At 63.9% G+C, this 26,482-nt stretch carries 25 protein-coding genes; 18 read left to right on the top strand and 7 right to left on the bottom strand.

The window, feature by feature from the left end; genetic code table 11:
• Positions 1-12 precede the first annotated feature (12 nt).
• The 6 genes from xerD (at position 13) to HJD22_RS03865 (ending at position 6,966) form a co-directional block, all read left to right on the top strand.
• Positions 13-909 carry a site-specific tyrosine recombinase XerD gene (xerD, locus tag HJD22_RS03890; protein WP_208654332.1) on the top strand — a complete coding sequence of 299 codons (897 nt, stop codon included), beginning with the start codon at positions 13-15 and terminating at the stop codon, positions 907-909.
• Positions 910-911: 2 nt separating this feature from the next.
• Positions 912-1,661: a DsbC family protein gene (locus HJD22_RS03885; RefSeq protein WP_208654331.1), complete on the top strand. Its 750-nt coding sequence runs from the start codon at positions 912-914 to the stop codon at positions 1,659-1,661.
• Between the two features lie 62 nt (positions 1,662-1,723).
• Positions 1,724-3,040, top strand: a complete 1,317-nt coding sequence (locus tag HJD22_RS03880; RefSeq protein ID WP_208654330.1) for a homoserine dehydrogenase — start codon at positions 1,724-1,726, stop codon at positions 3,038-3,040.
• A 3-nt stretch (positions 3,041-3,043) separates the two neighbouring features.
• Complete coding sequence (gene thrC / locus HJD22_RS03875; protein WP_208654329.1) at positions 3,044-4,435, top strand: threonine synthase; 1,392 nt, start codon at positions 3,044-3,046, stop codon at positions 4,433-4,435.
• 191 nt (positions 4,436-4,626) lie between these two features.
• Complete coding sequence (locus HJD22_RS03870; protein WP_248730096.1) at positions 4,627-6,303, top strand: DHH family phosphoesterase; 1,677 nt, start codon at positions 4,627-4,629, stop codon at positions 6,301-6,303.
• Positions 6,304-6,339: 36 nt separating this feature from the next.
• Positions 6,340-6,966, top strand: a complete 627-nt coding sequence (locus HJD22_RS03865) for a YitT family protein (protein ID WP_208654328.1) — start codon at positions 6,340-6,342, stop codon at positions 6,964-6,966.
• A 113-nt stretch (positions 6,967-7,079) separates the two neighbouring features.
• Here HJD22_RS03865 and HJD22_RS03860 read toward each other — a convergent pair whose 3' ends face one another.
• On the bottom strand, positions 7,080-9,629 hold the full coding sequence (locus HJD22_RS03860; RefSeq protein ID WP_208654327.1) for a heavy metal translocating P-type ATPase: 2,550 nt from the start codon (positions 9,627-9,629) through the stop codon (positions 7,080-7,082).
• Entirely contained in the window at positions 9,626-10,084 is a 459-nt protein-coding gene (locus tag HJD22_RS03855; RefSeq protein ID WP_208654326.1) for a MerR family DNA-binding protein, read from the bottom strand. The genes HJD22_RS03860 and HJD22_RS03855 overlap by 4 nt, the downstream gene beginning before the upstream one ends.
• 317 nt (positions 10,085-10,401) lie before the next feature.
• Here HJD22_RS03855 and HJD22_RS03850 point away from each other — a divergent pair, with 317 nt between their 5' ends.
• From HJD22_RS03850 to rimI, 8 genes are all read left to right on the top strand, one after another.
• Positions 10,402-11,727 (top strand): OmpP1/FadL family transporter, encoded by a 1,326-nt coding sequence (locus tag HJD22_RS03850; protein ID WP_208656760.1) that lies wholly within the window; start codon positions 10,402-10,404, stop codon positions 11,725-11,727.
• Positions 11,728-11,898: 171 nt separating this feature from the next.
• Positions 11,899-12,997 (top strand): peptide chain release factor 2 gene (prfB, locus tag HJD22_RS03845; protein ID WP_208654325.1). Its coding sequence is split into 2 segments (ribosomal slippage): positions 11,899-11,973 and positions 11,975-12,997, totalling 1,098 coding nucleotides; the frame shifts between segments, so codons are not numbered across the junction.
• 22 nt (positions 12,998-13,019) lie between these two features.
• Entirely contained in the window at positions 13,020-14,522 is a 1,503-nt protein-coding gene (gene lysS, locus HJD22_RS03840; protein ID WP_208654324.1) for a lysine--tRNA ligase, read from the top strand.
• A 60-nt stretch (positions 14,523-14,582) separates the two neighbouring features.
• Positions 14,583-14,969 carry a hypothetical protein gene (locus tag HJD22_RS03835; RefSeq protein WP_208654323.1) on the top strand — a complete coding sequence of 129 codons (387 nt, stop codon included), beginning with the start codon at positions 14,583-14,585 and terminating at the stop codon, positions 14,967-14,969.
• A 173-nt stretch (positions 14,970-15,142) separates the two neighbouring features.
• Positions 15,143-16,555 (top strand): MFS transporter, encoded by a 1,413-nt coding sequence (locus tag HJD22_RS03830; protein ID WP_208654322.1) that lies wholly within the window; start codon positions 15,143-15,145, stop codon positions 16,553-16,555.
• A gap of 54 nt (positions 16,556-16,609) precedes the next feature.
• Positions 16,610-16,918 carry a BolA family transcriptional regulator gene (locus HJD22_RS03825; protein ID WP_208654321.1) on the top strand — a complete coding sequence of 103 codons (309 nt, stop codon included), beginning with the start codon at positions 16,610-16,612 and terminating at the stop codon, positions 16,916-16,918.
• Positions 16,919-16,920: 2 nt separating this feature from the next.
• Entirely contained in the window at positions 16,921-17,760 is an 840-nt protein-coding gene (locus tag HJD22_RS03820) for a hypothetical protein (protein WP_208654320.1), read from the top strand.
• Positions 17,753-18,220: a ribosomal protein S18-alanine N-acetyltransferase gene (gene rimI, locus HJD22_RS03815; RefSeq protein WP_208654319.1), complete on the top strand. Its 468-nt coding sequence runs from the start codon at positions 17,753-17,755 to the stop codon at positions 18,218-18,220. The genes HJD22_RS03820 and rimI overlap by 8 nt, the downstream gene beginning before the upstream one ends.
• A gap of 24 nt (positions 18,221-18,244) precedes the next feature.
• On the opposite strand, the gene HJD22_RS03810 is transcribed toward rimI, so the two are convergent.
• Together HJD22_RS03810 and rsmD are read right to left on the bottom strand one after the other, a co-directional pair.
• The gene (locus tag HJD22_RS03810; RefSeq protein ID WP_208654318.1) at positions 18,245-18,439 is read right to left on the bottom strand and encodes a cell division protein ZapB; all 195 of its coding nucleotides are present in this window, start codon (positions 18,437-18,439) and stop codon (positions 18,245-18,247) included.
• 77 nt (positions 18,440-18,516) lie between these two features.
• The gene (rsmD, locus tag HJD22_RS03805) at positions 18,517-19,149 is read right to left on the bottom strand and encodes a 16S rRNA (guanine(966)-N(2))-methyltransferase RsmD (protein ID WP_208654317.1); all 633 of its coding nucleotides are present in this window, start codon (positions 19,147-19,149) and stop codon (positions 18,517-18,519) included.
• A gap of 93 nt (positions 19,150-19,242) precedes the next feature.
• Here rsmD and ftsY point away from each other — a divergent pair, with 93 nt between their 5' ends.
• The 4 genes from ftsY (at position 19,243) to rpoH (ending at position 23,303) form a co-directional block, all read left to right on the top strand.
• Positions 19,243-20,661, top strand: a complete 1,419-nt coding sequence (gene ftsY, locus HJD22_RS03800; protein ID WP_208654316.1) for a signal recognition particle-docking protein FtsY — start codon at positions 19,243-19,245, stop codon at positions 20,659-20,661.
• Positions 20,662-20,664: 3 nt separating this feature from the next.
• Positions 20,665-21,333 carry a cell division ATP-binding protein FtsE gene (gene ftsE / locus HJD22_RS03795; protein WP_208654315.1) on the top strand — a complete coding sequence of 223 codons (669 nt, stop codon included), beginning with the start codon at positions 20,665-20,667 and terminating at the stop codon, positions 21,331-21,333.
• Complete coding sequence (gene ftsX / locus HJD22_RS03790) at positions 21,330-22,307, top strand: permease-like cell division protein FtsX (RefSeq protein WP_208654314.1); 978 nt, start codon at positions 21,330-21,332, stop codon at positions 22,305-22,307. Before ftsE ends, ftsX begins: the two co-directional genes overlap by 4 nt.
• A gap of 129 nt (positions 22,308-22,436) precedes the next feature.
• On the top strand, positions 22,437-23,303 hold the full coding sequence (gene rpoH / locus HJD22_RS03785; protein WP_208654313.1) for an RNA polymerase sigma factor RpoH: 867 nt from the start codon (positions 22,437-22,439) through the stop codon (positions 23,301-23,303).
• An 88-nt stretch (positions 23,304-23,391) separates the two neighbouring features.
• On the opposite strand, the gene slmA is transcribed toward rpoH, so the two are convergent.
• The 3 genes from slmA to HJD22_RS03770 all read right to left on the bottom strand — a co-directional run bounded on the left by slmA (position 23,392) and on the right by HJD22_RS03770 (position 26,459).
• Positions 23,392-24,021, bottom strand: a complete 630-nt coding sequence (gene slmA / locus HJD22_RS03780; RefSeq protein WP_208654312.1) for a nucleoid occlusion factor SlmA — start codon at positions 24,019-24,021, stop codon at positions 23,392-23,394.
• A gap of 71 nt (positions 24,022-24,092) precedes the next feature.
• Positions 24,093-25,013 (bottom strand): acetylglutamate kinase, encoded by a 921-nt coding sequence (gene argB / locus HJD22_RS03775; protein ID WP_208654311.1) that lies wholly within the window; start codon positions 25,011-25,013, stop codon positions 24,093-24,095.
• 63 nt (positions 25,014-25,076) lie between these two features.
• Complete coding sequence (locus tag HJD22_RS03770) at positions 25,077-26,459, bottom strand: phosphomannomutase/phosphoglucomutase (protein ID WP_208654310.1); 1,383 nt, start codon at positions 26,457-26,459, stop codon at positions 25,077-25,079.
• Positions 26,460-26,482: the final 23 nt, after the last annotated feature.

The following is a 26,482-nucleotide window of genomic DNA, read 5'->3' as shown; positions in this document are numbered from 1 at the left end:
GGAGAGTGACTCATGCCCACAAACGTCGATAGCCCCATCGAGATATTTCTCGATGCGCTCTGGCTCGAGCGAGGAGCCAGCGAGAATACCCTCGAGGCGTATCGACGCGACCTGGAGGCGTGGCAGCGACATCTGCAGTGCGAAGGCGAGAGCTTGCTTGCGCCATCATCGGTGCGGCTGGGCCAGTGGCTGGAGGAGCGTCGCGCTGGAGGCTATCAGCTGCGCAGCAATGCGCGTCTGCTGTCGAGCCTGCGTAGCTTCTATCGCTGGGCGCTGGCCAATGGTCATATCGACCACGACCCCTTGAGCGAGGTGCGCTTGCCAAGGCTGAATCCGAGCCTGCCCGATACGCTGGACGAGGCGGAGGTCGAGCGGCTGCTGCAAGCGCCGGATACCGCAACGTCTCTTGGGCTGCGCGACCGCGCCATGCTCGAGATCCTCTATGCCGCCGGCCTGCGGGTCTCGGAGCTGGTCGGCCTGAGAATGGACTCGATCAATCCGCGCCAGGGCGTGGTGCGAATAGTGGGCAAGGGCGATAAGGAGCGACTGGTGCCGCTGGGCGAGGAGGCGCTGATCTGGCTCGAGCGCTACCTACGGGCGGGACGTGGTGCGCTGATGACCGATATCACCCGCCCTGCACTATTCCCGGGCCGCCAAGACGGCTTCATGACGCGTCAGACCTTCTGGCACCGGATCAAGGCGCATGCCAGAACGGCCGGCATCGACAAGCCGCTCTCGCCGCACACCCTTCGCCATGCCTTTGCGACTCATTTATTGAATCATGGAGCCAATTTGCGTGTCGTACAGCTGCTGTTGGGTCATAGCGACCTGTCGACTACCCAGATCTATACGCATGTCGCCCAGGCGCGCCTGGAAGCGCTGCATGCCGAACACCATCCTCGAGGTTGATCATGAAACGAGTTCTTTCGCCGCTGCTAGGCAGCCTGGCCACGTTCACGCTCTCCGCCTTTACCCTGGCCGGCGGTGTACAGGCCAATACGGCCCAGGCACTGGCCGAGCGGCTGCAAGTGCATGGCGAGCGAATGCCGGTCGCAAGCATACGTGAGACGCCATTGCCGGATTTCTTCGAGGTGCGCCTGGAGAATGGCGAAACCTTCTATAGCGATAGTCAGGGTCAGTACTTTCTGGTCGGCGATATCTTCGAGAATGGCCCGCAGGGGCTGGTGAACATTACCGAGCAGACGCGCAATGCCGAACGGGCCGAGCGGCTGGCCGCGGTACCCGATGCCGACAAGGTGATCTTCCGGGGCGAGCAGAGCCATGCGGTGGTACAGGTATTCACCGACACCACCTGCCCCTACTGCCGTCGTCTGCACGAGGAGGTGCCGCAGCTCAACCAAATGGGCATCGAGGTGCACTATCTGGCCTTCCCGAGGGCCGGCATGGCTTCGGAAGGGGGGCGTATCCTGAGACAGATCTGGTGCGCCGAGAACCGCAGCGAGGCGATGACCGCGGCCAAGCGCGAGGAGACGCTGAACAGTGCGACGGGCTGCGACAATCCGGTCGAGGAGCAGTATCATCTGGGCATGGAAGTCGGCGTGCAGGGCACACCGGCCATCGTCCTGCCCGATGGCCGCATGGTGCCGGGCTACGTGCCCGCCGAGCGTCTGGCCGAGATGCTGGAATTGAACGAACAATGAGATAGTAATGAGCCGCCGACGCGGTGGCCAATCATGCTCGACACAAGCAAGGGGATAGCGAGTTGAAACCGGTGAGAGTAGGAATCTGTGGTCTGGGTACCGTGGGCGGCGGTACCTTCAATGTGCTGACGCGTAACGCCGACGAGATCGCTCGGCGTGCTGGGCGCCCCATCGTCATCGAGCAGGTGGCGATGCGTCGCGACAATCCGGACTGCGACACCACCGGCGTCAAGACCACCTCCGATGTCTTTGAGGTGGCCAGAAACCCCAACGTGGACGTGCTGGTCGAGCTGGTCGGCGGCTACGACGTGGCACGCGAGCTGGTGCTTACCGCCATCGACCATGGCAAGCACGTGGTCACCGCCAACAAGGCGCTGATCGCCGTGCACGGCAACGAGATCTTCCAGGCTGCCCACGAGAAGGGCGTGATCGTCGCCTTCGAGGCCGCCGTGGCCGGCGGCATCCCGGTGATCAAGTCGCTGCGCGAGGGGCTTGGGGCCAACCGTATCGAGTGGCTGGCCGGGATCATCAATGGTACCGGCAATTACATCCTCACCCATATGCGTGACCAGGGACGGGCCTTCGAGGACGTCCTCGCCGAAGCCCAGGCGCTGGGGTACGCCGAGGCCGACCCGACCTTCGATGTCGAGGGCATCGATGCCGCCCACAAGCTGACCATCCTCGCCTCGATCGCCTATGGCGTGCCGCTGCAGTTCGAGAAGGCCTATACCGAAGGCATTGCACGGATCACCTCGGAGGATGTCGAGCAGGCCGACAATCTGGGCTACGTCATCAAGCATCTGGGCATCTCAAAACGCACCGATGCCGGCTTCGAGCTGCGCGTGCACCCGACGCTGATTCCCAAGGAGCGGCTGCTGGCCAACGTGAATGGCGTCAAGAATGCCATCGCCATCATGGGCGACGCCGTGGGACCTACCCTCTATTACGGTGCCGGTGCCGGTGCCGAGCCGACCGCCTCGGCGGTGGTCGCCGATCTGCTCGACGTGGCCCGTGACATCACCACCGATCATCACTACCGCGTGCCCTATCTCGCCTTCAGCGGCATCCACGACGAGATCAACGCCCTGCCGATGCTGCCGATGGAGGAGATCGTCACCGCCTACTATCTGCGGCTGCTGGCGGTGGACCGCCCCGGGGTGCTGGCGCGAGTGGCGACCATCCTGGCCGAACAGGGCATCTCCATCGAGGCGATCATCCAGAAGGAAGCCACCGAAGGGGAGCTGGTGCCGATCATCCTGATGACGCACCGTACCCGCGAAAAGAGCATGAACGATGCCATTCGCCAATTGGAGTCGCTGTCCGATATCGCCGGAACGGTGACACGGATCCGTGTCGAAAGCCTCGACGAGCAGGAGTGAGCGATGCGCTATATCAGTACCCGCGGGCAGGCGCCCGCACTGAGCTTCGAGGAGGTCGTGCTGACCGGCATGGCAAGCGACGGCGGGCTTTACGTACCTGAGACCGTGCCGCAGCTCTCCCATGATGAGCTGGCGGCGATGGCCGGGCTCTCCTATGCCGAGATCGCGTTTCGGGTGATGAGGCCCTACGTGAATGGCGAGATCGACGACGCGACGTTCCGCGACATCGTGCGCGATGCCTACGCGACGTTCAGCCATGATGCGGTGGTGCCGCTCAACCAGCTCGATGCCAATCACTTCCTGCTCGAGCTATTCCACGGCCCGACACTGGCCTTCAAGGATGTCGCCCTGCAGCTGCTCGGGCGGCTACTCGACCATTTCCTGAAGAAGAGCGGCGAGCGCGCGGTGATCATGGGCGCCACCTCCGGCGATACTGGCTCGGCGGCCATCGAGGGGTGCCGCCACTGCGACAACCTCGATATCTTCATCCTGCATCCATACCAGCGTGTCTCGGAAGTGCAGCGCCGTCAGATGACCTCGGTACTGGCCGACAATGTCTTCAACATCGCCATCGAGGGCAACTTCGACGACGCCCAGGCGATGGTCAAGGCGAGCTTCGCCAACCAGGCGTTCCTCGACGGTACGCGCCTGGTGGCGGTCAACTCGATCAACTGGGCGCGGATCATGGCCCAGATCGTCTATTACGTTGCCTCTGCCGTGGCGCTTGGTGCGCCGCACCGGCAGGTCAGCTTCTGCGTGCCGTCGGCCAACTTCGGCAACCTGTTCGCCGGCTACATGGCGTTCAAGATGGGACTGCCGGTCAAGCAGTTCATCATCGCCACCAATGCCAACGACATCCTGCACCGCACGCTTGCCGACAACGACTTCTCCAAGCGCGAGCTCGAGGCGACCCTGGCGCCGTCCATGGACATCGTGGTGTCGTCGAACTTCGAGCGCCTGCTGTTCGATGCCTACGATCGCAATGGTGACGCCGTGCGCGAACTGCTCGAGCGTTTCCAGGCCGAGCCTACGGCCCTGGCCGAGGCGCCGCTGGCCAAGCTGCGGACGCTGTTCGCCAGCCACAGCGTGGATGACGAGACCATCCTCGAGGTGATCCGCGAGGCGCACCAGCGCACCAAGGAACTGCTCGACCCGCATACCGCCACCGGCTACCGCGCTGCCGAGCGTGCGCGCAGCGATGCGACCACGCCGATGATCACGCTTGCTACCGCACACCCAGCGAAGTTCGCCGATGCGGTGGTCAAGGCCGGCTTCCCGGGGGCGCCGTTGCCACCGCACATGGACGATCTGCTCGAGCGCGAGGAGCGCTACACGGTACTCCCCGCCGAGCTTGCGCGGGTGCAGGCCTTCGTCGCCGAGCATCGCCGTAAGTAACCCCCCTCGACTCGGATCCATTGACGCCTGGCTGGCCGGGCGTCCTTGCAGGGAGAGTGTCCTTGGACGCGGAAGTCATTACGCCAGCCGTCAGCGACCCGTACCGTACGCGCCTCAAGCGCCGCCCGCTCAACGAGGCGCTCTATGTGCTTGCCCGGGGCGAGGGGCTCAGCGAGCTCCAGGCACGGATCATGGCCGGGCGTCTAGCCGACTATGGCGGCGAACTTGGTCCACTGGTCACGCCGAGCCTCAAGAATCTCGAGCACCCAGAGCGTCTGGCGGATGCCCGGCGTGCTGCCGAACGCATCGCCCAGGCGGTGGTGGAGGGTGAGCACATCGGCATTCTCACTGACTACGACGTCGACGGCATCACCTCCCATGTGGTGATCCTGCGCACCCTCAACGAGCTGTTCGGCGTGCCGGCACACCGACTGCACAGCCTGATCGGGCACCGCATCAATGATGGCTACGGCATCAGCCTGCCGCTGGTGGAGCGTACGCTCAAGCTTTCGCCACGCCCGAGCCTGGTGATCACCGCCGACTGCGGTAGCTCTGATGAGCCGCGCATCGCCCGGCTCAAGGCGGCCGGCATCGATGTGGTGGTCTCCGATCACCACGCGCTGCCGATCGAGGGACCACCGGTATCGGCCTATGCCACGGTCAATCCCACCCGCGACGACTGCACCTATCCCGATGCCACCATCGCCGGCTGCATGGTGGCCTGGCTGGTGATGTCGCTTTCGCGTTCTGTGCTGGTCGAATGGGGGGTGCTGGCTCCCTCCACGCCCAAGCTCTCGCCCTGGCTCTCCTATGTGGCGCTGGGGACCGTGGCCGACTGTGTCTCGTTGGGGGGCAGTGCCGCCAACCGCGCGGTGGTGACCCACGGGCTGACCTTGATCAATCGCATGCAGGCTGCCTGCTGGCGCGCCATGGCCGAGCGCCTTGGCGTGGACAGCGTGCCCTTCGATGCCGAGACCTTGGCCTTCCAAATGGGCCCGCGCATCAACGCCCGTTCGCGCCTCGACGACCCCTATGCCGCCCTGCACTTCATGCTCGCGGCAAGCGACGAGGTGGCACGCCAGCATCTTGACGTGCTGGATCAGGACAACCAGTCGCGCAAGGCAATCGAGGCCGACATGGCCGAGGAGGCCAGGCGCCTCGCCATGCCGCAACTGGCCGCCAACGCCCCGGCGCTGGTGATCTATCTCGAGGAGGGACATGCCGGCGTGCAGGGCATCGTCGCCTCGCGCCTGGTGCAGGCGTTCGGACGGCCGACACTGGTGCTGACCCGAGCGGCGGCCCCGAGTATGCTCACCGGCTCGGGGCGCTCCATCGAGGGCCTGCACCTGCGCCAGGCCCTGCAGCGCACCTTCGATCTGGCCCCCGAGGCACTGCCGCGCTTCGGCGGGCATCGCGGTGCGGCCGGCATCGGGTTGCCTGTCGAGCAGCTGAGGCGGTTTCGCGAGGCGTTTCTGATCGCGGTGGAGGAGCAGTTGCTGGGCCGTGAGCTCTACCCCTGCGTGTGGACCGATGGCGAGCTGAGCGCCGAGCAGCTATCGCTCGCCACCCTCGACGAGCTGGAGCGCCTGGCACCCTACGGTCGCGAGTTCGATGCCCCGCTGTTCGAGGGGGAGTTTCTGGTCGAGTCGTTGCGTGTGGTGGGTGCCGAAGGGATCCACCTGATGCTCGACCTGTCCCACGGTGGGGCGGCGCTGCGTGCGATCTGGTTTCGGGCCCTCAGCCCAGGTGAGGTGCCGGCCTTCGGGCTCGGGGCACGGCTACGCTGCGCCTACAAGCTCAATCGCAACCGCTGGAAGGGGCGAGAGACACTGCAGTTGATGATCGAGCATGCCGAGCCGCTGCAATAATCCCAATAATGCTACAGCCCGTTCAAGGAAACACTGATGTCCGCCTCACCCGCCGAGCCCGTCAAGGCCGACCCGCACCGTCCCCATGAGGATATCCTGGCCATGCTGCTGGGCACGCTGTTCGTTGCCCTGGGCGTGACCTTCTACACCCATGCCACGCTGCTCACCGGCAGTACCGCCGGGCTCGCTCTGCTGCTGCAATACTGGACGGAGCTTGGCTTCGGCATTCTGTTCTTCACCATCAATCTGCCGTTCTACTATCTCGCCATCAAACGCATGGGGTGGTCGTTCACGCTGCGTACCTTCATTGCTATCGGCCTGGTGTCGCTGTTTTCCGCCCTGACGCCGCGCTGGATCGTACTCGAGTCGCTCCATCCGCTCTATGGTGCCCTGATCGGCGGCTGCCTGATGGGGATCGGCCTGCTGGTGCTGTTTCGTCACCGCACCAGCCTGGGCGGGATCAATATCCTGGCACTCTATCTTCAGGACCGCTATGGATGGCGGGCAGGATACGTGCAGCTCGGTATCGATGGCTTGATCCTGCTGCTCGCCTTCTTCGTGCTGCCGCTGGATCGAGTGGCACTGTCAGTGCTGGGGGCCGTGGCGCTCAACATGATCATCGCCCTGAACCACAAGCCCGGCCGCTATATCGGCGTGAGTTGAGGCGCGCGCTTCGCCAATCAGCTAATGGCTAGGCGGTTCCACCTAGGCGGTCCCCCAGAACCACCAGGCGATGGCCACGATCACTATCATGCCGATCAGGTTGACGATAAGGGTCATAAGGTGGCCTCCACGGCAGGTGACGGCGTGACCCGTTCGCGCGTTGCGCACTCCTTCGATTTCCACAGCCGCAGGCGGTTGGCGTTGCTGACCACGGTGAGCGAGGAGAGCGACATCGCCGCGGCGGCGATCATCGGCGAGAGCAGCATGCCGGTGAGGGGATAGAAGACGCCGGCGGCGATGGGAATGCACAAGCTGTTGTAACCGAAAGCCCCCCACAGGTTCTGCTTGATGTTACGCAGGGTGGCACGGCTGATCTCGATGGCGTCGGCTACGCCGTGCAGCGAGTCACGCATCAGGGTGATGCCGGCACTCTCGATGGCGACATCGGTGCCCTGGCCAATGGCGAAGCCGACATTGGCGCGAGCCAGCGCCGGGGCATCGTTGATGCCGTCGCCGACCATGCCGACGATCTCGCCGGCTGCCTGGCGCCGCTCGATCTCGGCGTGCTTCTCCTCCGGCATCAGCCCGGCGCGATAGTCGTCGATGCCGACTTCACGCGCGATGGCAGCGGCGGTATGGGCGTTGTCGCCGGTCAGCATCACCACTCGCAGGCCATCACCCTGCAGCCGCTTCACCGCAGCGAGGCTGTCGGCGCGCAGCGGGTCGCTGATGCCGAACAGCGCGGTCAGCTGCTCGCCCACGCTTAAATAGACCACGGTACGCGCCTGTTTCTCGAGTCGTTCGGCACGCTCACGGCCCAGTGAAAGATCGATCCCCGCCTCCTCGAGCAGGCGCGCATTGCCCAGGCGCAGCAGGCGGCCCTCGGCGTCGCGCGCCGTCACGCCGCCGCCGGTGATGCTCTGGAAATCGCGGATTTCAGCGGGCGGGGTACCCGCTTCTTCTCGCTCTTGAGAATAGGTAAGCAGGGCCGTGGCCAACGGATGCTCCGAGCCGCGCTCGAGGGCGGCGACCAGAGGCAGAACGCGCTGAGTATCGCCTGCGAGCCACTCGGCATCGGTGACCTTCGGCTTGCCTTGGGTCAGGGTGCCGGTCTTGTCGACCAGCAGGGTGGTGAGCCGGCTGGCGGTCTGCAGCGCCTCGCCGTTTCTGACCAGTACCCCATGTTCGGCGGCCTTGCCGATGCCGATCATGGTCGAGATCGGTGTGGCCAGCCCCAGCGCGCAGGGGCAGGCGATGATCAACACGGTGGTCGCTGCGACCAGCATATGGACCATGCGCGGCTCGGGGCCGATGTTGAACCACACCAATGCCGTGGCCACGGCGATGATCATCACCGTGGGCACGAAGATGCTCGATACCTTGTCGGCCAGGGCACCGATCGGCGGCTTGCTGTTCTGAGCGCGGGCCACCTGGTCGGTGATCTGCCCCAGACGGGTATCGGCGCCGACGCGGGTCGCTCGGTAGACGAGCCCGCCCTTGCCGTTGACGGTGCCGGCGCTCACCTCATCGCCCTGACGCTTGGCCACGGGAATCGGCTCGCCGGTGAGCATCGATTCGTCGATATGGGAGTTGCCCTCTTCGACTTCGCCATCCACGGGCAGGCGCTCGCCGGGGCGCACGCGGATGCGATCGCTGGGCATCACTTCGTCGATTGCCACTTCGCGCTCCTCGCCGTCGCGTATCACTCGGGCCGTGCGGCTCTGCAGATCGAGCAGGCGCTTGAGCGCCTCGCTGGTGCGACCGCGGGCCTTGAGCTCCATGGCGTTGCCGAGCAGCACCAGGCCGACGATCATCGCTGAGGCCTCGAAATAGATGCCGTGGGCCACGGCGGGTAGCCAGTGGGCAAACAGCACTACCACCATTGAGTAGAGCCAGGCGGTACCGGTGCCGATGGCGATCAGCGTGTCCATGTTGGCCTGGTGATGCCTGAACGCCTTCCATGCGTTGACGAAGAAGTGCCGGCCAGGCCCTGCCAGTATGGCCAGCGTGAGCAGGCCGACCACCAGCCAGAACAGCCGGCCGGTACCCACCGGATGCGGGTGGTAGACGAACATGCTGGCCATCAGCGGTACCGCAAGCGCAAGCGACAGGGCACTGCCGCGCAAGCGGCGGCGATACTCGGCGGCATCGTTGGCGCTGCGCGTGGCCTGGGCCTGGTGCAGGTCGACGATCGGTTCGGCGCCGTAGCCGGCCTCCGCCACTGCCTTGACGAGGGAATCAAGCGAGGCCGTGCCGCTGACCTGGGCGGTATGGGTACCGAAATTGACCTCGGCGCGCGTCACGCCGGGGGTGCGTCTCAAGGCCTCCTGTACGCTGCGTACGCAGCTCGCGCAGGTCATGCCCGAGAGCGACAGGCGCTGCGTGACGGGTGGCGCTTGGCGTGCGGTCGAGGCGGGGGCTGCTTCGGCTTGTGGTGTCGCCGACGCGGATTGGAGCTTGATTTCACCGGCGGGAAAGCCACTCTCCTCGAGCAGCCGATCGAGGCGTTCGCCATCGAGCCGGGTGGTGACCTCCAGGCGCTTCTGCTGCGGAAAGCCGGTGACCTCCGCCTCCGTGTCTTCGGTCACGATGGCGCGGCGGATCTTGCCGACGCACCCCTGGCAACTGATTCCCGGAACATGACGCTCGTGATGTACGCTCATGATGACTCGCCTCCTTGAGACGTGGACTTCCCTTCGTCCGAGGCTTCGACGGGTGCGGGAAAGCTTTCGATCAAGCGGCAAAGGCTATGCCCATTCGGCGTGCCGTCAGGCATGTCGGACCAAGTATCGAGGGCCTGCTCCATGCGTGCCGCCAGGGCCTGGAGTCTGGCGATACGCTCGCGGATCTGGGGCAGTCGGGCCGCCAGCAGGTCACGCACCAGCGGGCAGGGAGAGTCGCCGTGATCGGCATGGGCGAGGATCTCGCCGATCTCGCGCACGCTGAAGCCCAAGGTGCGAGCGCGCTGGATGAAGCGCAGGCGCGACAGGTCGTGCCCATCGTAGAGTTGATAGCCATTGTCAGGATGACGGCGCGGGGTCAGAAGCCCCTCACGTGTGTAGTGGCGTACGGTTTCGCCGGTGACCCCGGCGCGCTTGGCAAGTTCACTGACTTTCATGACGACCTCTTGGGTCGGAGGGAAGTGAATTCAGTGTAAAACCTATGGGTTACCCCATGGTCAAGCAGGGTCGAGCCATCTCTCATGCGCATTGATGTGTAGCGGCTAAGTTGATGAAAGTTCATAATATCAATCGCTTGCAATACTAAAGTATTAACGGATTTTGTATTAAAACGAACGTTTGGCCTTGAACATGGCGGCGCTTTAGGCCAAAAAGAGTGGGCACGTGGCCAAGAAAAGGCACGCCCTTGCCCAGCCGGGCAATCACTCATCACCCATCAATCCAGCGTTTTCTTACTGGAGCAGGATGTTTAATGATAAACAATAAATTTAATAAGCTCGCGGTGGCCGTTGCTTTCGCAACTATCGCTGTTCAGGCCAACGCTGGCGGTTACCAGATCAACGAGCAAAGTGTCAGTGGTCAGGGATACGGTCATGCCGGTCGCAGCTCGAATGTCAACGATGCGACCATCGTGTTCGGCAACCCAGCGGGGATGTCATTTCTCGACCGGGCGCAACTGACTGCAGGGGGAACCTACCTCAACGTCAATAGCGACATTAACAATGTAACCGCCAACAGGACGGTAGATGCCGGTGTTGCCCAAGGGGGGGCGCCAATCGGCATGCAGGTCCCGGTGGGGTCTATTCCTGGCGGTAACGAGGGGGACATGGTCCCCGGTACTCTGGTCCCCTTCGCCTTCTATGCTCAGCCCATCAACGAGCGTCTGGCCTTTGGCTTCGGAGTCTATGCGCCCTTCGGCTCCAAGACCGATTACGAGAACGATTTCCAAGGCCGTTATTTTGGGGATTATACGGAAGTACGCGTCATCAGCGCCCAGCCAACGGTCTCCTACCGGTTCAACGAGCAATGGGCCGTGGGCGCTGGGGTCACCTATAACCGGGTCGACGGAGAGTTGCGTCGTCAGTTGCCAACCTCGGCCGATTTCAACCCTGCTGGTGATATCGACTCGCGTGTCGAAGGCGATGATGAAGGATGGGGTTATAATCTCGGTGTGATTTTCCAGCCAGTACCAGAAACCACCTTGGGTCTGACTTATCGCTCCAAGGTGGATTACACCCTGACGGGTGATTTTAGGGCCACCGATCCGGCGGGTAACGTGGTGGCTGTTGATTCGGCCAATCTTGATCTGATCACGCCAGAAACCGTTAATTTCTCTGTCACCCAGCAGATGAGCAATAATCTCAAATTGATGGCGGGTGCTTCCTGGACGCGCTGGAGCCGCTTCGATCAGATTCTTGTCACTGGCAGTCAAGGCAACCAGATTACTCTTGAGACTCAAGATTACTCCAATGCTTGGGCATTTGCCGTGGGTGGCGAGTATCAGCTCAATAATCAGTGGGCGCTGCGTGCAGGGGTAACACTCGACAATACGCCAACCAGCGATCAACATCGTAGCGTGCGGATTCCTTCCGATGATCGGCGTATCTTCTCCATCGGCGCCGGCTGGACTCCTGTGCCTGATCTGACGGTAGATGTGGCTTACTCCTATCTGACCGAGCGGGAAACGTTTATCGAGCAATCTCGCAATGATCTGTTGAATGGGGTGGGTGGTGCCAACTACTCCGCCAATTACAAGAACGAGGCCCATGGCTTCGGTGCCCAGCTCACCTATCGCTTCTGATGCTCGCGCATGGAAGGGTTGCCCGGCTTCGGCCGGGCTTCTGCTTTCTATGAAGCAGCGAGCGGGATGGCTGGCGGGTGAGGGTTTCGCTACAATGGTGGGCTTTTCAGCGCCGTCGCCTTTTATGCGCGACGGTCTTTACGCCCAAGCACATCTTCAGGCCGTCATCCCATGCTAGAGATCAACCCGATCAACAACCTCATCAAGGACCTGTCCGAGCGGACAGACGTCCTGAGGGGGTATCTTTGACTATGCCGAGAAGAAGGACCGGCTAGAGGAAGTCTCCCGCGAGCTAGAGAATCCCGACGTCTGGAACGACCCGGACTACGCCCAGAAACTGGGCAAGGAGCGCGCCTCCCTCGAGCTGGTGGTGCAGACCATCGATGAGCTCGATCAGGGATTGGCCGACAGCCGCGACCTGCTCGAACTTGCAGTGATGGAGGATGACGAGGAAACCGTCGCCGAAGTCCAGAAGGAGCTCGACGGGCTGCAGGCCAGCCTGGCCAAGCTCGAATTCCGGCGCATGTTCGCAGGCGAGATGGACGAGAGCAACGCCTATCTCGACATTCAGGCCGGCTCCGGCGGCACCGAGGCCCAGGACTGGGCCAACATGCTGCTGCGCATGTACCTGCGCTGGGCCGAGCACCATGGCTTCAAGGCCGAGCTGACCGAGGTGTCGGCAGGCGAGGTGGCCGGTATCAAGTCGGCCACGGTGCATATCCAGGGTGACCACGCCTTCGGCTGGTTGCGTACCGAAACCGGCGTGCACCGCCTGGTGCGCAAGAGCCCGTTCGACTCCGGCGGCCGGCGTCACACCTCGTTCGCTTCGGTGTTCCTGTCGCCTGAGGTCGATGACAGCTTCGAGGTCGAGATCAACCCGGCCGACATCCGTACCGATACCTATCGCTCCAGCGGTGCCGGCGGTCAGCACGTCAACACCACCGACTCGGCGGTGCGCATCACCCACGTGCCTACCGGCATCGTGGTGGCTTGCCAGAACCAGCGCAGCCAGCACGCCAACCGCGACTTCGCCATGAAACAGCTCAAGGCGAAACTGTGGGAGCATGAGATGCAGAAGCGCAACGCCGCCAAGCAGCAGGCCGAGGACTCCAAGGCCGACATCGGCTGGGGCAGCCAGATCCGCTCCTACGTGCTTGATGACCAGCGCATCAAGGATTTGCGCACCGGCGTGCAGTCCAGCAACTGCGACAAGGTGCTGGACGGCGATCTGGACCAGTTCATCGAAGCCAGTCTGAAGCAAGGCTTGTGATCCACTTTCAACGGGTAGCGTAATGGCCAATCAAGACCAACCCCAGCACGATGAGAACCACCTGATCGCCGAGCGGCGCGCCAAGCTGTCGGCGCGTCGTGAGCGCGCCGCTGCCACTGGTGAGAGCGCCTTTCCCAACGACTTTCGCCGCGACAGCCTGGCCGCGGAGCTCGAGGCCGAACTGGGTCACAAGGAAAAGGCCGAGCTGGAGGCGCTGAGCCGGCAGGCGGCAGTGGCCGGGCGCATCATGCGCAAGCGCGGGCCGTTCATCGTCATCCAGGACGTCTCCGGGCAGATCCAGCTCTATGTCGACAAGCAGGGGCTGCCCGAGGAAGTGCTCGACGACGTCAAGGGGTGGGATATCGGTGACATCGTTGCCGCACGCGGCCCGGTGCACAAGTCCGGGAAGGGCGATCTCTACGTGATGATGGTCGAGGCTCAGCTGCTGACCAAGAGCCTGCGTCCGCTGCCCGACAAGTTCCACGGCCTGACCAACCAGGAGAGTCGCTATCGTCAGCGCTACGTCGATCTGATCATGAACCCTGAGTCGCGGCGCGCCTTCGAGGTGCGGGCCGGTGTGATCGCTTCGATCCGCCGCTTCTTTACCGCCCGCGGCTTCATGGAGGTGGAAACACCGATGCTGCAGCCGATTCCCGGCGGCGCGGCGGCGCGCCCCTTCATCACCCACCACAATGCGCTGGATATCGACATGTACCTGCGCATCGCGCCGGAGCTCTATCTCAAGCGCCTGGTAGTGGGGGGCTTCGAGCGGGTCTTCGAGATCAACCGCAACTTCCGCAACGAGGGGCTCTCCACGCGTCACAACCCCGAGTTCACCATGCTCGAGTTCTACTGGGCCTATGCCGACTACCAAGACCTGCTCGACCTCACCGAGGAGATGATCCGAAAGGCGGCCGAAGAGGTGCTCGGCACCACCACGCTGGTCTATCAGGGTACCACCTACGCACTGGGCGAGCCGTTCAAGCGGCTGACCATGCGCCAGGCGATCCTCGAGCATGGCGAAGGCATCGAGGAGAGCGACCTCGACAGCCGCGAGGCCGCCAGCGCGGTCGCTGCGCGACTCGGCATCCAGGTCAAGGAGAGCTGGGGCCTTGGCAAGCTGCACACCGAGATCTTCGAGGAGGTCGCCGAGCACAGGCTCGACCAGCCGACCTTCATCACCGAGTACCCGGCCGAGGTGAGTCCGCTGGCGCGGCGCAACGACGCCAACCCCTTCGTCACCGACCGCTTCGAGTTCTTCGTCGGTGGGCGCGAGATCGCCAACGGCTTCTCGGAGCTCAACGATGCCGAGGACCAGGCCGAGCGCTTCCGCGAACAAGCCGCGGAGAAGGAGGCCGGCGATCTGGAAGCGATGTACTACGACGCCGACTACGTGCGTGCGCTGGAGTACGGCATGCCGCCCACGGCAGGAGAAGGGATCGGCATCGATCGACTGGTGATGCTGTTCACCGATAGTCCGTCGATTCGCGATGTGCTGCTGTTTCCGGCGATGCGGCCGGAATAATTGGTAACCGGCGGGGCTTGCGACCATAATGATCAGCGTTTCGACGTCGAGGAGAGTCCGATGAAACTGCTAAACCGCTCCGCCCTGAGCGTCAAGCCGACCCAGCTGTTCCTGGATTGGATCAATAGCCTGGAGCCGATGGTAGGCGACGACGACTTGACACTCGATGACGTCGATAGTGAGAACACCGTTTATCTGATTCCCGAAATGGACACGCCCGAGGCGCTCGAAGCGTTCGTGCGCGAGCGCTACATGGAGATTCTGGAGTCTGAGTTGCGCGCCTGGGAAGAGGACGAGCGGCAATGGCCCGAACGCCTCGACTGGACGCTGTTCCAGCGCTTCGTGCAGGTCGAGCACAGCTATCTGGCGGTCGATCTGGATGACGAGGCGCCGCTGGAAATCGCCGAGATGGACGATGCCCTATTGCTCGAGACTGACCAGGATTGATCTTAGTAGATCGCTGCAGTGGCAAATCGAGACGGCAAGGCAAGTCGGTGAATTGAGAGTGGGATGAGTGCCGAAGGCTATATATGGCGTCACGGCAAATGCGTTGATGATTCATCGAGACCGGCCAAGGCCGGTTTTCTCGTTTCAGTCCTTATGCTTTAGGTGATGTGTTCATGAGTCGAATGTTCGAGACCCGCCCCGGCGATGACGGTCTGCCGGGCCCCGAGCGCCGTGTCGCCGTGCTGGCGCTGATGTTGGGTACTCTGATGGCGGTCATGGACGCCACCATGATCAACATCGCATTGCCTTCCATTGCTCAGGATCTGGAGATATCGGCCTCGCGAGCGGTGTGGGTGGTCAACTTGTTCCAGATCGTCACTGCAGCCTTCCTGCTGGTGTTCGCCTCCTTCAGTGAACTGGTCAGCCGGCGCCGTCTTTATCTGGCGGGGCTTGCCGTGTTCGTGATCGCTTCCTTCGGGGCGGCGTTATCGACTCGCCTGGAGCCCTTGCTGGCATTTCGCGCCCTGCAGGGACTGGGGGCTGCCGCCACGCTCTCCATTGGCCCTTCGCTCTACCGGATGATCTTTCCCACGCGCCTGTTGGGCAGCGCCCTGGGGCTCAGTGCCCTGGTGGTGGCGGGTGGCTATGCGGTAGGGCCCGCTCTGGGGGGTATCGTGCTCTCGTTTGCTAACTGGCCGTGGCTATTTGCCCTGCATGTGCCGCTCGGGCTCTGCTCATTGCTGCTGGCCTGGCGGGCCATGCCCCGGGAGCCGCGCCGGCGCGGTGCCTTCGATGGGCGTGGCGCGGTCTATTCGGTGGTCATGCTGGGCAGCTTCTTCATCGCCATGGACGGACTTGGTCATGGCATGTCGCCATGGCAGGTACTGGCCTGGACGCTGCTGTGCCTGGTTTCGATCACGCTGTTCATTCGTCGCCAGCGACGCGCCTCGCATCCGCTGCTGCCACTGTCGCTGTTCGCCGAGCGGCGCTTCTCGCTTGCGGTCAGCGCCTCCGGGCTGGCTTTCATTGGCCAGGGGCTGGCCTTCGTCGCGCTCTCCTTTCTTTATCAGCAGGAGCGGGGGCTCTCGCCGCTCGAGACCGCCATGCTGTTCACCCCTTGGCCGCTGGCCATCATGCTGGTGGGGCCCATGGCCGGGCGACTGGCGGATCGCGTCAACCCCGGCATACTCTCCAGTGCCGGCTTGACGGCGCTGCTGTTGGGATTGGTGTCGCTTGCGCTGCTCGACAGCGATGCCAGCATGTTCGACAGTCTCTGGCGTATCGGGCTGTGCGGGATCGGTTTCGGGTTGTTCCAGCCGCCCAACAATCGCGAAATGATGACCAGTGTGCCGCGAGAGCGAAGCACCAGTGCCTCCGGTGTGCTGAGCACCACGCGCACCGTCGGTCAGTCACTGGGCGTGGCGCTGGTGGGTGTGTTCCTGGCCGCCGGTGCCGGTTCGGTGCAGTCGTCGCTGTGGTTGGGCTGCATTGCCGCTGCGATAGCCTTGATGATCAGCGTGTGGCGAATTCCGTCAGCGCACAAAAGCGCCGAGGCGATGGAGCGAGCATCGCCGGAGCGTGATTGAAGGAGTACAATGGAGCCCTATTCACGACAGCAATTGACGTCATGAGGCCCCATAATGAGCATCCAGGCACAGATCGAAGACAAGCTCAAGACGCTCTCGCCCACCTGGCTTACGGTGGAGAACGAGAGCCATATGCATCATGTGCCGCCCAACTCCGAGACGCACTTCAAGGTCACCTTGGTGTCCGAGCGTTTCGAGGGGATGATGCCGGTCAAGCGCCACCAGCAGATCTATGCACTGCTGGCCGAGGAGCTGGCCGGGCCAGTGCACGCGCTTGCGCTACACCCTTACACGCCCGGTGAGTGGCAGGCACGCGGCGAGAATCGCCCGGATTCACCCAATTGCCGGGGCGTCGGCGCCTGATCGTGACCACCGAGCCGCAGCGGCTGCAGTATCTCGACGCGATGGGCCTGACCGCTTGGGTGGGGCGCTATCGCCTGCCCAACGCGCGGGAAACGCCACGCTGCGAATGGGAGATGCCCGAGCCCGCCGCTGCCGAGCCGCCCACCCAGCGTTTGCATGCGCTGCTCGAGATGCCATCGCCGGCGACCCCACGGCCAGCCTCCACGGGGGATTCCGCGCCAAGCAAGCCGCGGCGTGGCAAGGCCCGTGCGCTGCTCGGCGAGGAGGATCCCCAAGCTTCATCCTCGTCAACGTCGGAGACACCTGCAGTCGATGCCCCAGCGGCGAACGCCTCTTCCGAACCCCTCGAAGCGCTACGCTTCGAGGTGCAGCTGGCCGCGCTCGAGGGGCGCTGGCTGATACTGCTGCCTGGCGAGGCGGCTCCCGACGGCGAGATGCAGCGGTTGCTGCAGAACCTGCTGCTGGCGGCGGGGATCACCCTCGGTAGCGCACCGGTCTTTCAGGCATTCCGCTGGCCGATGATGGCCGAGCTGCCGGTGGACGCGCCGCTGGAGGAGGCGCGCGATGGCTTGCGCGCCTTTATCGAGGGGCGCCGGCGTGCCGGATGGCGGCCCGAGCGCCTGCTGATCTTCGGTCGCCACCCGGTGCTCGAGCAGGTGCTGGCCTTGCAGGATGAACACTGCCCATTGCTCGATGTACCGGGCTGGCAGGGACCGGCGCTGGTTACCCTGGGAGGCGATGCCCAGGCCAAGCGGGCCTTGATGGCACTGCTGCCGACATGGCGCAGCGCCTGGTTTGGTGCCGTCGGCGATGCCATTGGGGATGGCCGGGACGATGACTGAGGCGCAGCGGCTAGCGCTGCAGGCGTTGAATGGAAGGTATCTGGCCGAGCTCGCCGCGCTGGAGCGACTCGGGCAGCGTTACCCCTGGAGTGAGGGGCAGTTGGCCAAGGCCCTGGACGATGCTGATACGAATGTCTGGGGGGCGCTGGCAGGCGAAGGATACGTGCTGGGGTTTGCCGTGTTGTGTCGGCTACCCTTCGATGCCGAGCTGCAGGCCATCACCGTGGCGCCGGCCGCGCGCCGACAGGGCATTGCCGGCGCTTTGCTGGTACGCCTCGAGCAGCAGGCGAGAGCGTGGGGCAGCGAGCGCCTGCTTCTGGAGGTGAGGGAGAGCAATACCGCAGCGATCGCTCTCTATCGGGGCCATGGCTTCGTCGAGGATGGCCGCCGGCGCGGTTATTATCCGGCATTGGCGGGGCAGCGCGAGGATGCCCTGCTGATGTCGCGTCCGCTCATCTGACAAGCGAGGGATTGTCCCGCTATCTCAGGCGCCACCATCGCCTTCGAGTTCGTTGAACTTGCCCAGCAGCGCGTTCAGGCGGCGCTCCCACTCGTCATGCTCCTGCTTCAGGCGGGCATTTTCCTCGCGCAGCTCTTCGGTTTCCATCTTCAACATCTCGATGGCTTCGACGGCATTGCTGACTTTCTGTTCGAGCTGATTGAAGAGTTCGATGCTCATCCTGTTCTCCTGATTACTTGCGGCTTGGCGGCTGCCCTTGGGCATGTCAGGGCGAAGCGTACGACGCCGAGTCAGGCTCAGCAAGCGTCGCCTGGCGGCGACGGCTTGCGCCGGTAGAGTCGGCCGCTGCTGTCGCCGGCGTGCACCTCGCGATGGAGCTGCCAGCTGCGCGGCACTTCTGGGGGCAGTTCCTGTTCGGTTTCGACGTAGATCCAGGCGTCATCGCTCAACCAGCCACGACTTTCCAGTGTGTGGCAGGCAGGAGTGGTCAGGCCTTGGCGAAACGGCGGATCAACAAAGACCACGTCGAAGGTTGCTGTAGCATGGGTCAGATAGTGCATGGCATCGAGGCGCTCCACCTGGCCATTGGCGCCCAGGGTTGCCAGATTGGCCTCGAGCGCTGCTGCCACGTCTGGCGCGCGTTCTATGAAGACCGCCTCGCTGGCACCTCGGGAGAGCGCTTCCAGGCCCAGCGCGCCGGTGCCGGCATAGAGATCGAGGACACGAGCGCCTGAGGTGGCCGCTTGCAACCAGTTGAACAGCGTTTCGCGTACCCGGTCGGGGGTCGGACGCAAGCCGGGGCTGTCGATCACCGGCAGCAGGCGGCGGCGGTACTCGCCACCGATGATGCGCAGGCGGCCGGTTGCCTGATGGCGAGCGTTGGCCGATCTTGGGCGGCGGGGACGGGATGAGGGTTGGCGTCGTGTCATGGTCGGCGAATTGTACCTGCTGGCTTATCCACAGTCATGGCGGGCGATGGTAGGATGATCCGATTCTTCAGGTCTCGAGGTCAGATCACCCCCATGTTCGGATTTTTCAAGCGCAAGAAGAAACACGAGAGCGATCGCGAGTCTCAGGAAAACCAGGTGCAGGAGCCGCTGGTCGACCAGACCGTCGAGGCGACCGACGCGCCTGCGCCGACACACGATGCCGCCGAGGTGGTGGTGGAGCATGATCCCGCCGACTCGCCGATAGTCGAAATCGAGCCCGATGCACCGCAACGTGACGGCGCGCGGGAGGCCTTGCGCGACGAGGTGGTGCCGGGGGACGCGACGAGTGGCCTGGACGAAACGCCGGTCGAGACGCCTCGCGATCAGCTGGCCGAGGAGGTGACGCGGCCCGAGGCCGAGGCGGCGAAGGAGGCAATGGCTTACGACGCTGCGGCTGAGCCCGAAAAGGCTCCGGTGATTGAATCCGAGCCTATGCCCGAACCCGAATTGCTTGCGGCGCAGGCCAGCGTTGAAGTGGACGCGCCCGATGCTGCTGCCGAAAAGCGTGGCTGGTTTGCGCGCATCAAGGCCGGTCTTGGCAAGACCCGCGCCAATCTCTCCGATGGCATCGCCGATCTGTTTTTGGGCAAGAAGCAGATCGATGACGAGCTGATGGAGGATCTCGAGACGCAGTTGCTGATGGCCGACGTGGGAATCGAGGCAACCAGCGAGATCATCGACAGCCTGGCCGGACGGGTATCGCGCAAGGAGCTCAGGGACCCCCAGGCGCTCTATCGCGCCCTGCAGGATGAACTGGCGGCCATGCTCGAGCCGGTGGCGAAGCCACTGCAATTGCCGCCCAAGGGCGAGGGGCCCTTCGTGATCCTGATGGTCGGCGTCAATGGCGTGGGCAAGACCACCACCATCGGCAAGCTGACCAAGCACTTCCAGGCCGAGGGGCGCAGCGTGATGCTCGCCGCCGGCGACACCTTCCGTGCCGCCGCCGTCGAACAGCTCAAGGTATGGGGCGAGCGCAACACGGTGCCAGTGATCGCTCAGCATACCGGCGCCGACAGCGCCTCGGTGATCTATGACGCACTCTCGGCGGCGCGCGCGCGCAAGGTCGATGTGCTGATCGCCGATACCGCAGGTCGGCTGCATAACAAGAGCCACCTGATGGAGGAGCTCAAGAAGGTGCGCCGGGTGATGGCCAAGCTCGACGAGGCGGCGCCCCACGAAGTGATGCTGGTGCTGGATGCCGGCACCGGCCAGAACGCGCTCGCTCAGGCCAGTACCTTTCATGAGGCGGTGCCGATTACCGGCATCACCTTGACCAAGCTCGACGGCACCGCCAAGGGTGGCATCATCTTCGCCCTGGCCAAGCAGCTCGCCACCCCGATTCGCTACATCGGGGTGGGCGAGACGGCGGATGACCTGCGCGCCTTCGAGGCCCGCGACTTCGTCAAGGCGCTGTTCGAGCGTGACGACAGCAGCGGCGACGAGACGCCCTGAGTCATGATCGCTTTCGAGCACGTCGGCAAGCGTTATGGCGGCCGCTTCGAGGCGCTGGCCAACATCCACTTTCGCGTGGGGCGCGGCGAGATGGTGTTTCTTACCGGCCACTCGGGCGCCGGCAAGAGTTCGCTGCTGCGCCTGATCATGCGGCTCGAGCGCCCCTCGCGTGGCAAGGTGCTGGTGGCCGGCCACGACCTGGAGCGCCTGCACCCCAGTCACTTGCCTTTCTACCGTCGTCAGATCGGCGTGGTATTCCAGGACCATCAGCTGCTGTTCGATCGCTCGATCTACCATAACGTGGCGTTGCCGCTGGAGATCCAGGGTGTCGAGCCGCGCGAGGCGGCGCGTCGGGTGCGCGCGGCCCTCGACAAGGTCGGCCTGCTGCACCGCGAGAAAGCGCTGCCCATCGAGCTCTCCGGTGGCGAGCAGCAGCGCGTCGGCATTGCCCGGGCGGTGGTCAACAAGCCCTCGCTGCTGCTCGCTGACGAGCCCACCGGCAATCTCGACCCGCAGCTCTCAGCCGACATCATGGCGCTGTTCGAGGACTTCAACCGTATCGGGACCACGGTGATGATCGCCAGCCACGACCTGGCGCTGATTGCCCGGCTGCGCCACCGCGTGCTGCGCCTGCGCGAAGGGCGGCTGGTCGCCGATGAGGAGGCTACATGAGCCGCCAGGAGAGCCGTGCGGTGCCGCGTGGCGCACGTAGCCACCAGACCCGCACGGCAAGCCGGATGCGGGCGTGGTCGCGCCATCACCGGGCGATGTGCGTCGACAGTGCCCGCCGCCTGGTGCATCAGCCACTGGGCAGCCTGTTGACGATGCTTGCGATCGCCATCGCTCTGGTGCTGCCGGCTGCGCTGTGGCTGACCCTGGATAGTGCGCGGATGCTGGATGCTGAGCTCGAGGAGAGCGCCACGCTCACCGTCTATCTCGATATCGGCGTCGAAGAGGCGCAGGCGATGCGCATCGCGCAAGCACTCGGGGCACACGAGTGGGTTGCCGCGACGCGGTTGATCACGGCCTCGGAGGGCATGGCCGAGTTTCAGCAGGCGCTGGGCCTGAGCGATGCCCTGGGGCGGCTCGAGGAGAATCCGCTGCCGGCAAGCGTGGTGGTCGCCCCTCAGGACTCGAGCCCCGATGCGGTGCGCCACCTGGCCCAAGATCTCGAGACGGTCGTCGGTGTCGATGAGGTGCGCCTCGACCTGGCCTGGCTTGAGCGCTTAGGACGCCTGGCGGAGCTTGGCCAGCGCGTGGCTCTGGCCCTTGCCGTGCTGTTCGGCCTGGGGGTGCTGCTGATCGTCGGCAACACCATTCGCCTGGCGGTGGAGAGCCGGCGCAAGGAGATCGAGGTGGTGACCCTGATCGGCGCCACGCACGCCTTCGTGCGCCGCCCCTTTCTGTATAGCGGTGCCTGGTATGGCCTTGGCGGCGGGTTGCTCGCCTGGGGTCTGCTCACCCTTGGCGGAGAATGGTTGGCGGCACCGGTCACGGCCCTGGCGGAGAGCTATGGTGCGCATTTCGCCATGCCGCGACTCGACGCCCTGGGCTCGGCAATTCTGCTATCATCGAGTACACTATTGGGCCTACTGGGCGCCTGGATGGCGGTGAGCCGTCATCTGGCGGAAATCCGCCCACGTTAGCGTATGGCAGGGAACAGCGACGCCAGCATTATTGGCGGAACCTTTTGCCGAAACAGCCATCGAAATAGATAGTCGTTAGTCAACTAATCATGGTTTGTCGTTTATTAGGCAACTTTGGAGACATCTGCAATGAGCACCAGTCTTCAGCCTCTTGGTAATCTATCGCCGGGTCGCGACCTGAATGGCTACATTCAGGCAGTGAATGGTATCGCCGTGCTGACCGTCGAGGAGGAGCGCGAGCTCGCCTTCCGCTTGCATGAGCAGAGCGATCTCGATGCCGCCCGCCGGTTGGTCATGTCGCACCTGCGCTTCGTCGTGCATATCGCGCGCAGTTATTCGGGCTATGGCCTGCCCCAGGCCGACCTGATCCAAGAGGGCAACGTGGGCCTGATGAAGGCCGTCAAGCGCTTCGATCCCAACCAGGGCGTACGCCTGGTCTCCTTTGCGGTGCACTGGATCAAGGCCGAGATTCACGAGTTCGTGCTGCGCAACTGGCGCATCGTCAAGATCGCCACCACCAAGGCGCAGCGCAAGCTGTTCTTCAATCTGCGCAGCGCCAAGAAGCGCCTGGCTTGGCTGAACAATGACGAAGTCGATGCCATTGCCAAGGATCTCGATGTCAAGCCGGAGGTGGTGCGCGAGATGGAGGGTCGGCTGACGGCTTATGATGCCGGATTCGACGCCGCGCCCGGCGAGGACGACGAGCAAGGCTATCAGGCACCGGTGTTCTTCCTCGATGACGCTCGCTACGATCCGGCGACCCAGATCGAGGACAACGACTGGGAGGAGGACTCCACGCGTCGGCTCCAGGGGGCGCTTGAGACGCTGGATGAGCGTTCGCGGGATATCCTGCAACGTCGCTGGCTGAACGAGCCCAAGGCGACCCTGCATGAATTGGCCGATGTCTATGGCGTCTCCGCCGAGCGCATTCGACAGCTCGAGAAGAACGCCATGAACAAGATCAAGCTGCAGATCGGCGACGCTCTGGTGGCGTGACGCCTGGATCGCTACAGGAAAACCCGGCCATGCGCCGGGTTTTGTTTTTGACGATGCGGTTATCGGCCGGCGAAAGCGAGTATAGGGGTCAGGGACAAACCTTGGCCGGGGCGATATGCGGCACATCGACCAGCAACTGGGCTGAGAGCAGCGGCCACTGATCCTCCCAGAACTCGGTGGGCCGGCGACGGAAGTCGCTGCGCACATATTGAGAAATACGCCCTTCGACATGCGCCATCAGCACGTTGGCGCCACTTGCCGCGGGAACGGCGGGGCGCCTGGCCTCGCGTATCTCGGCCTCACGCAGGATCTGCTTGAGCTGGGTTTCCAGGCGTTCGAAGAGCTGATGGATACGCAGCCGCAGACGCGCTGTCTCGCCGGTCAGGGCATCGCCGCCGAGCAGTCGCGACAGCCCGGGATTCTTCTCGGCGAAGGCCAGCAGCAGGGTGAGGATCTGCTGGCAACGGGGCAGCGCTTCCGGTGTCTCGTCGAGGATACGTCGGATGCGTTCGAACAGGGTCTCCTCGATGAACTCGATCAACCCCTCGAACATGCGCGCCTTGCTGGGAAAATGGCGGTAGAGCGCCGCTTCCGATACCCCGACCTGGCGGGCCAGTGCGGCGATAGTGATGCGCTTGCCACTATCTTCCTCAAGCATTAGCGCGAGCGCCTGGAGGATCTGCTCCTGGCGGCTCTGCTTGGGTATTACCTGCGTCATGATAGTTCTTCTAATGATTCTATTGTTCGCACATCCTACTGCCGTGCTCGCGGCGGGGCAAACCCGTCGCGTCATGCCTGGACGGGAAGGTCCTCGGGATCGAGGATCTGGGTGCCGACCCCGGAGTTGGTGAAGATCTCGAGCAGCGTGGCGTGGGGCACCCGCCCATCGATGATGTGCGCGCTCTTCACGCCCCCCTTCACCGCGTCGAGGGCACAGCGAATCTTCGGCAACATGCCGCCGTAGATGGTGCCGTCCTCGATCAGCGCATCCACGTCATGGGTCGAGAGGCCGGTGAGCACTTCGCCTTCGGCGTTCATCAAGCCGGCGACATTGGTCAGCAGCATCAGTTTCTCCGCCCCCAGCGCCTCGGCCACCTTGCCGGCCACCAGGTCGGCATTGATGTTGTAGCTGCGCCCCTGTGCGTCGACGCCTATCGGCGCGATCACCGGGATGAAGTCGCGCTCGGCGAGCATCTCGATCAGGTCCGTGGAGATATGCTCGACCTCGCCGACATGACCGATGTCGATGATCTCGGGGACGGTCATCTCGGGTGTCTTGTGGCTCACCTTGAGCTGGCGGGCGATGATCTGGGCGCCATCCTTTCCGGTGAGTCCGATCGCCTTGCCGCCGCACTGGTTGATGAGGTTGACGATTCCCTTGTTGACCAGTCCGCCCAGCACCATCTCCACCACGTCCATGGTCTCGGCATCGGTGACGCGCATGCCGTTGACGAAGCGCGACTCGATCTTGAGCTTGGCCAGCAGATCGCCGATCTGCGGGCCGCCGCCATGCACGACCACCGGATTGATGCCGACCTCCTTGAGCAGCACCATGTCGCGGGCGAAGGAGTCGATCAGGGTGTCTTCGGTCATGGCGTTGCCGCCATACTTGACCACGATGGTCTTGCCGGAAAAGCGCTGGATGTAAGGAAGGGCTTCGGAGAGTACTTCGACCACCTGGCGGGGGTCGCGTGGTGTCTGTTCGCTCATGCAAGGGTCTCGTGAGGCACTCGACAGGCCGCGGTGTGCTGGGCACACCGCGGCGATCGTGGGTCAGTAGGGCAGTTCGATGTCCGGTGCGACCTGCTTGAGGGCGGCGCCGAAGCTTTGCTGGATGCGTGTCAACGCTTCCTGGCTCTTGCCTTCGAAGCGCATCACCAGCACCGGGGTGGTGTTCGAGGCGCGGCACAGGCCCCAGCCGTCCGGGTAGTCGACACGAATCCCGTCGAGGGTGGTCTTGACGCCATCCTCACCGAAGTCGCCCTCGTTGGCCAGGCGCTCGACCAGGTCGAACTTGGTCTCGTCGGTGACGGTGATGTTCAGCTCCGGCGTGCCGAGGTCCTGGGGGAAGCGGTCGAAGAAGGCATCGGCGTCGATCTCCTGCTTGGAGAGAATCTCGAGCAGGCGAGCGGCGCCGTAGAGGCCATCATCGAAGCCGTACCAGCGCTCCTTGAAGAAGATATGACCGCTCATCTCGCCGGCGAGCAGGGCGCCGGTCTCCTTCATGCGTGCCTTGATCAGCGAGTGGCCGGTGCGCCACATCTCCGGCGTGCCGCCGGATTTCTCGATGACCTGGGCCAGATTGCCGGTGCACTTGACGTCGAAGATCACCTTGGCGCCTGGGTTGCGAGTCAGCATGTCCTCGGCGAAGGCCATCATCAGCCGGTCGGGGTAGATCAGCTCGCCCTTGGGAGTGATCACCCCCAGACGGTCGCCGTCGCCGTCGAAAGCCAGGCCGATGTCGGCGCCGCTGGCCTTGACCTCGCGGATCAGGTCCTTGAGGTTCTCGGGCTTGCCGGGGTCGGGGTGGTGATTGGGGAAGTTGCCGTCTATCTCGGCGAACAGCGGAATCATCTCCGCACCGAGCTGCTCGACCAGCTTGGGCCCCAATTCGCCGGCCACGCCGTTGCCGCAGTCGACCACCGCCTTGATCGGGCCGGCCAGCTTGACGTCGCCGAGGATGCGCTCGAGGTAGGATTCGCGTACGTCCTGTTCGCTTACGCTCCCTTCGCCGCTCTCAAGGTCGCCCTCGACGATGCGCTGGTAGAGAGCGGTGATCGCGTCGCCGGAGAGCGTCTCGCCGCCGAGCACGATCTTGAAGCCGTTGTAGTCCGGCGGGTTGTGGCTGCCGGTGACCATCACGCCAGAGGCGGTGCCTTCGGTGATATGGGTGGCGTAGTAGAGCACCGGGGTGGGCACCATGCCGATGTCGACAACGTCGCGCCCGGCGGCGGTGAGCCCGCGCGTCAGGGCCGCCTGCAGGCGCGGGCCGGAGAGACGCCCGTCGCGGGCGACGATGACCTTCGATTCGCCGCGCTTGGCGGCCTCGCTGCCGATGGCGCGGCCGATCTGTTCGACGGCCTCCTCGGTCAGGGTGTCATCGACGATGCCGCGAATATCGTAGGCACGGAAGATGGAGGCGGGTACCTGTGTCATGTCGCAATTCCCTCGCTGTTGAT

The sequence above is a fragment of the Halomonas sp. TA22 genome, assembly GCF_013009075.1.
Taxonomy (GTDB): domain Bacteria; phylum Pseudomonadota; class Gammaproteobacteria; order Pseudomonadales; family Halomonadaceae; genus TA22.
Note: the sequence above shows the minus strand (reverse complement) of the source record. Positions and strands in the feature narration are given on the sequence as shown.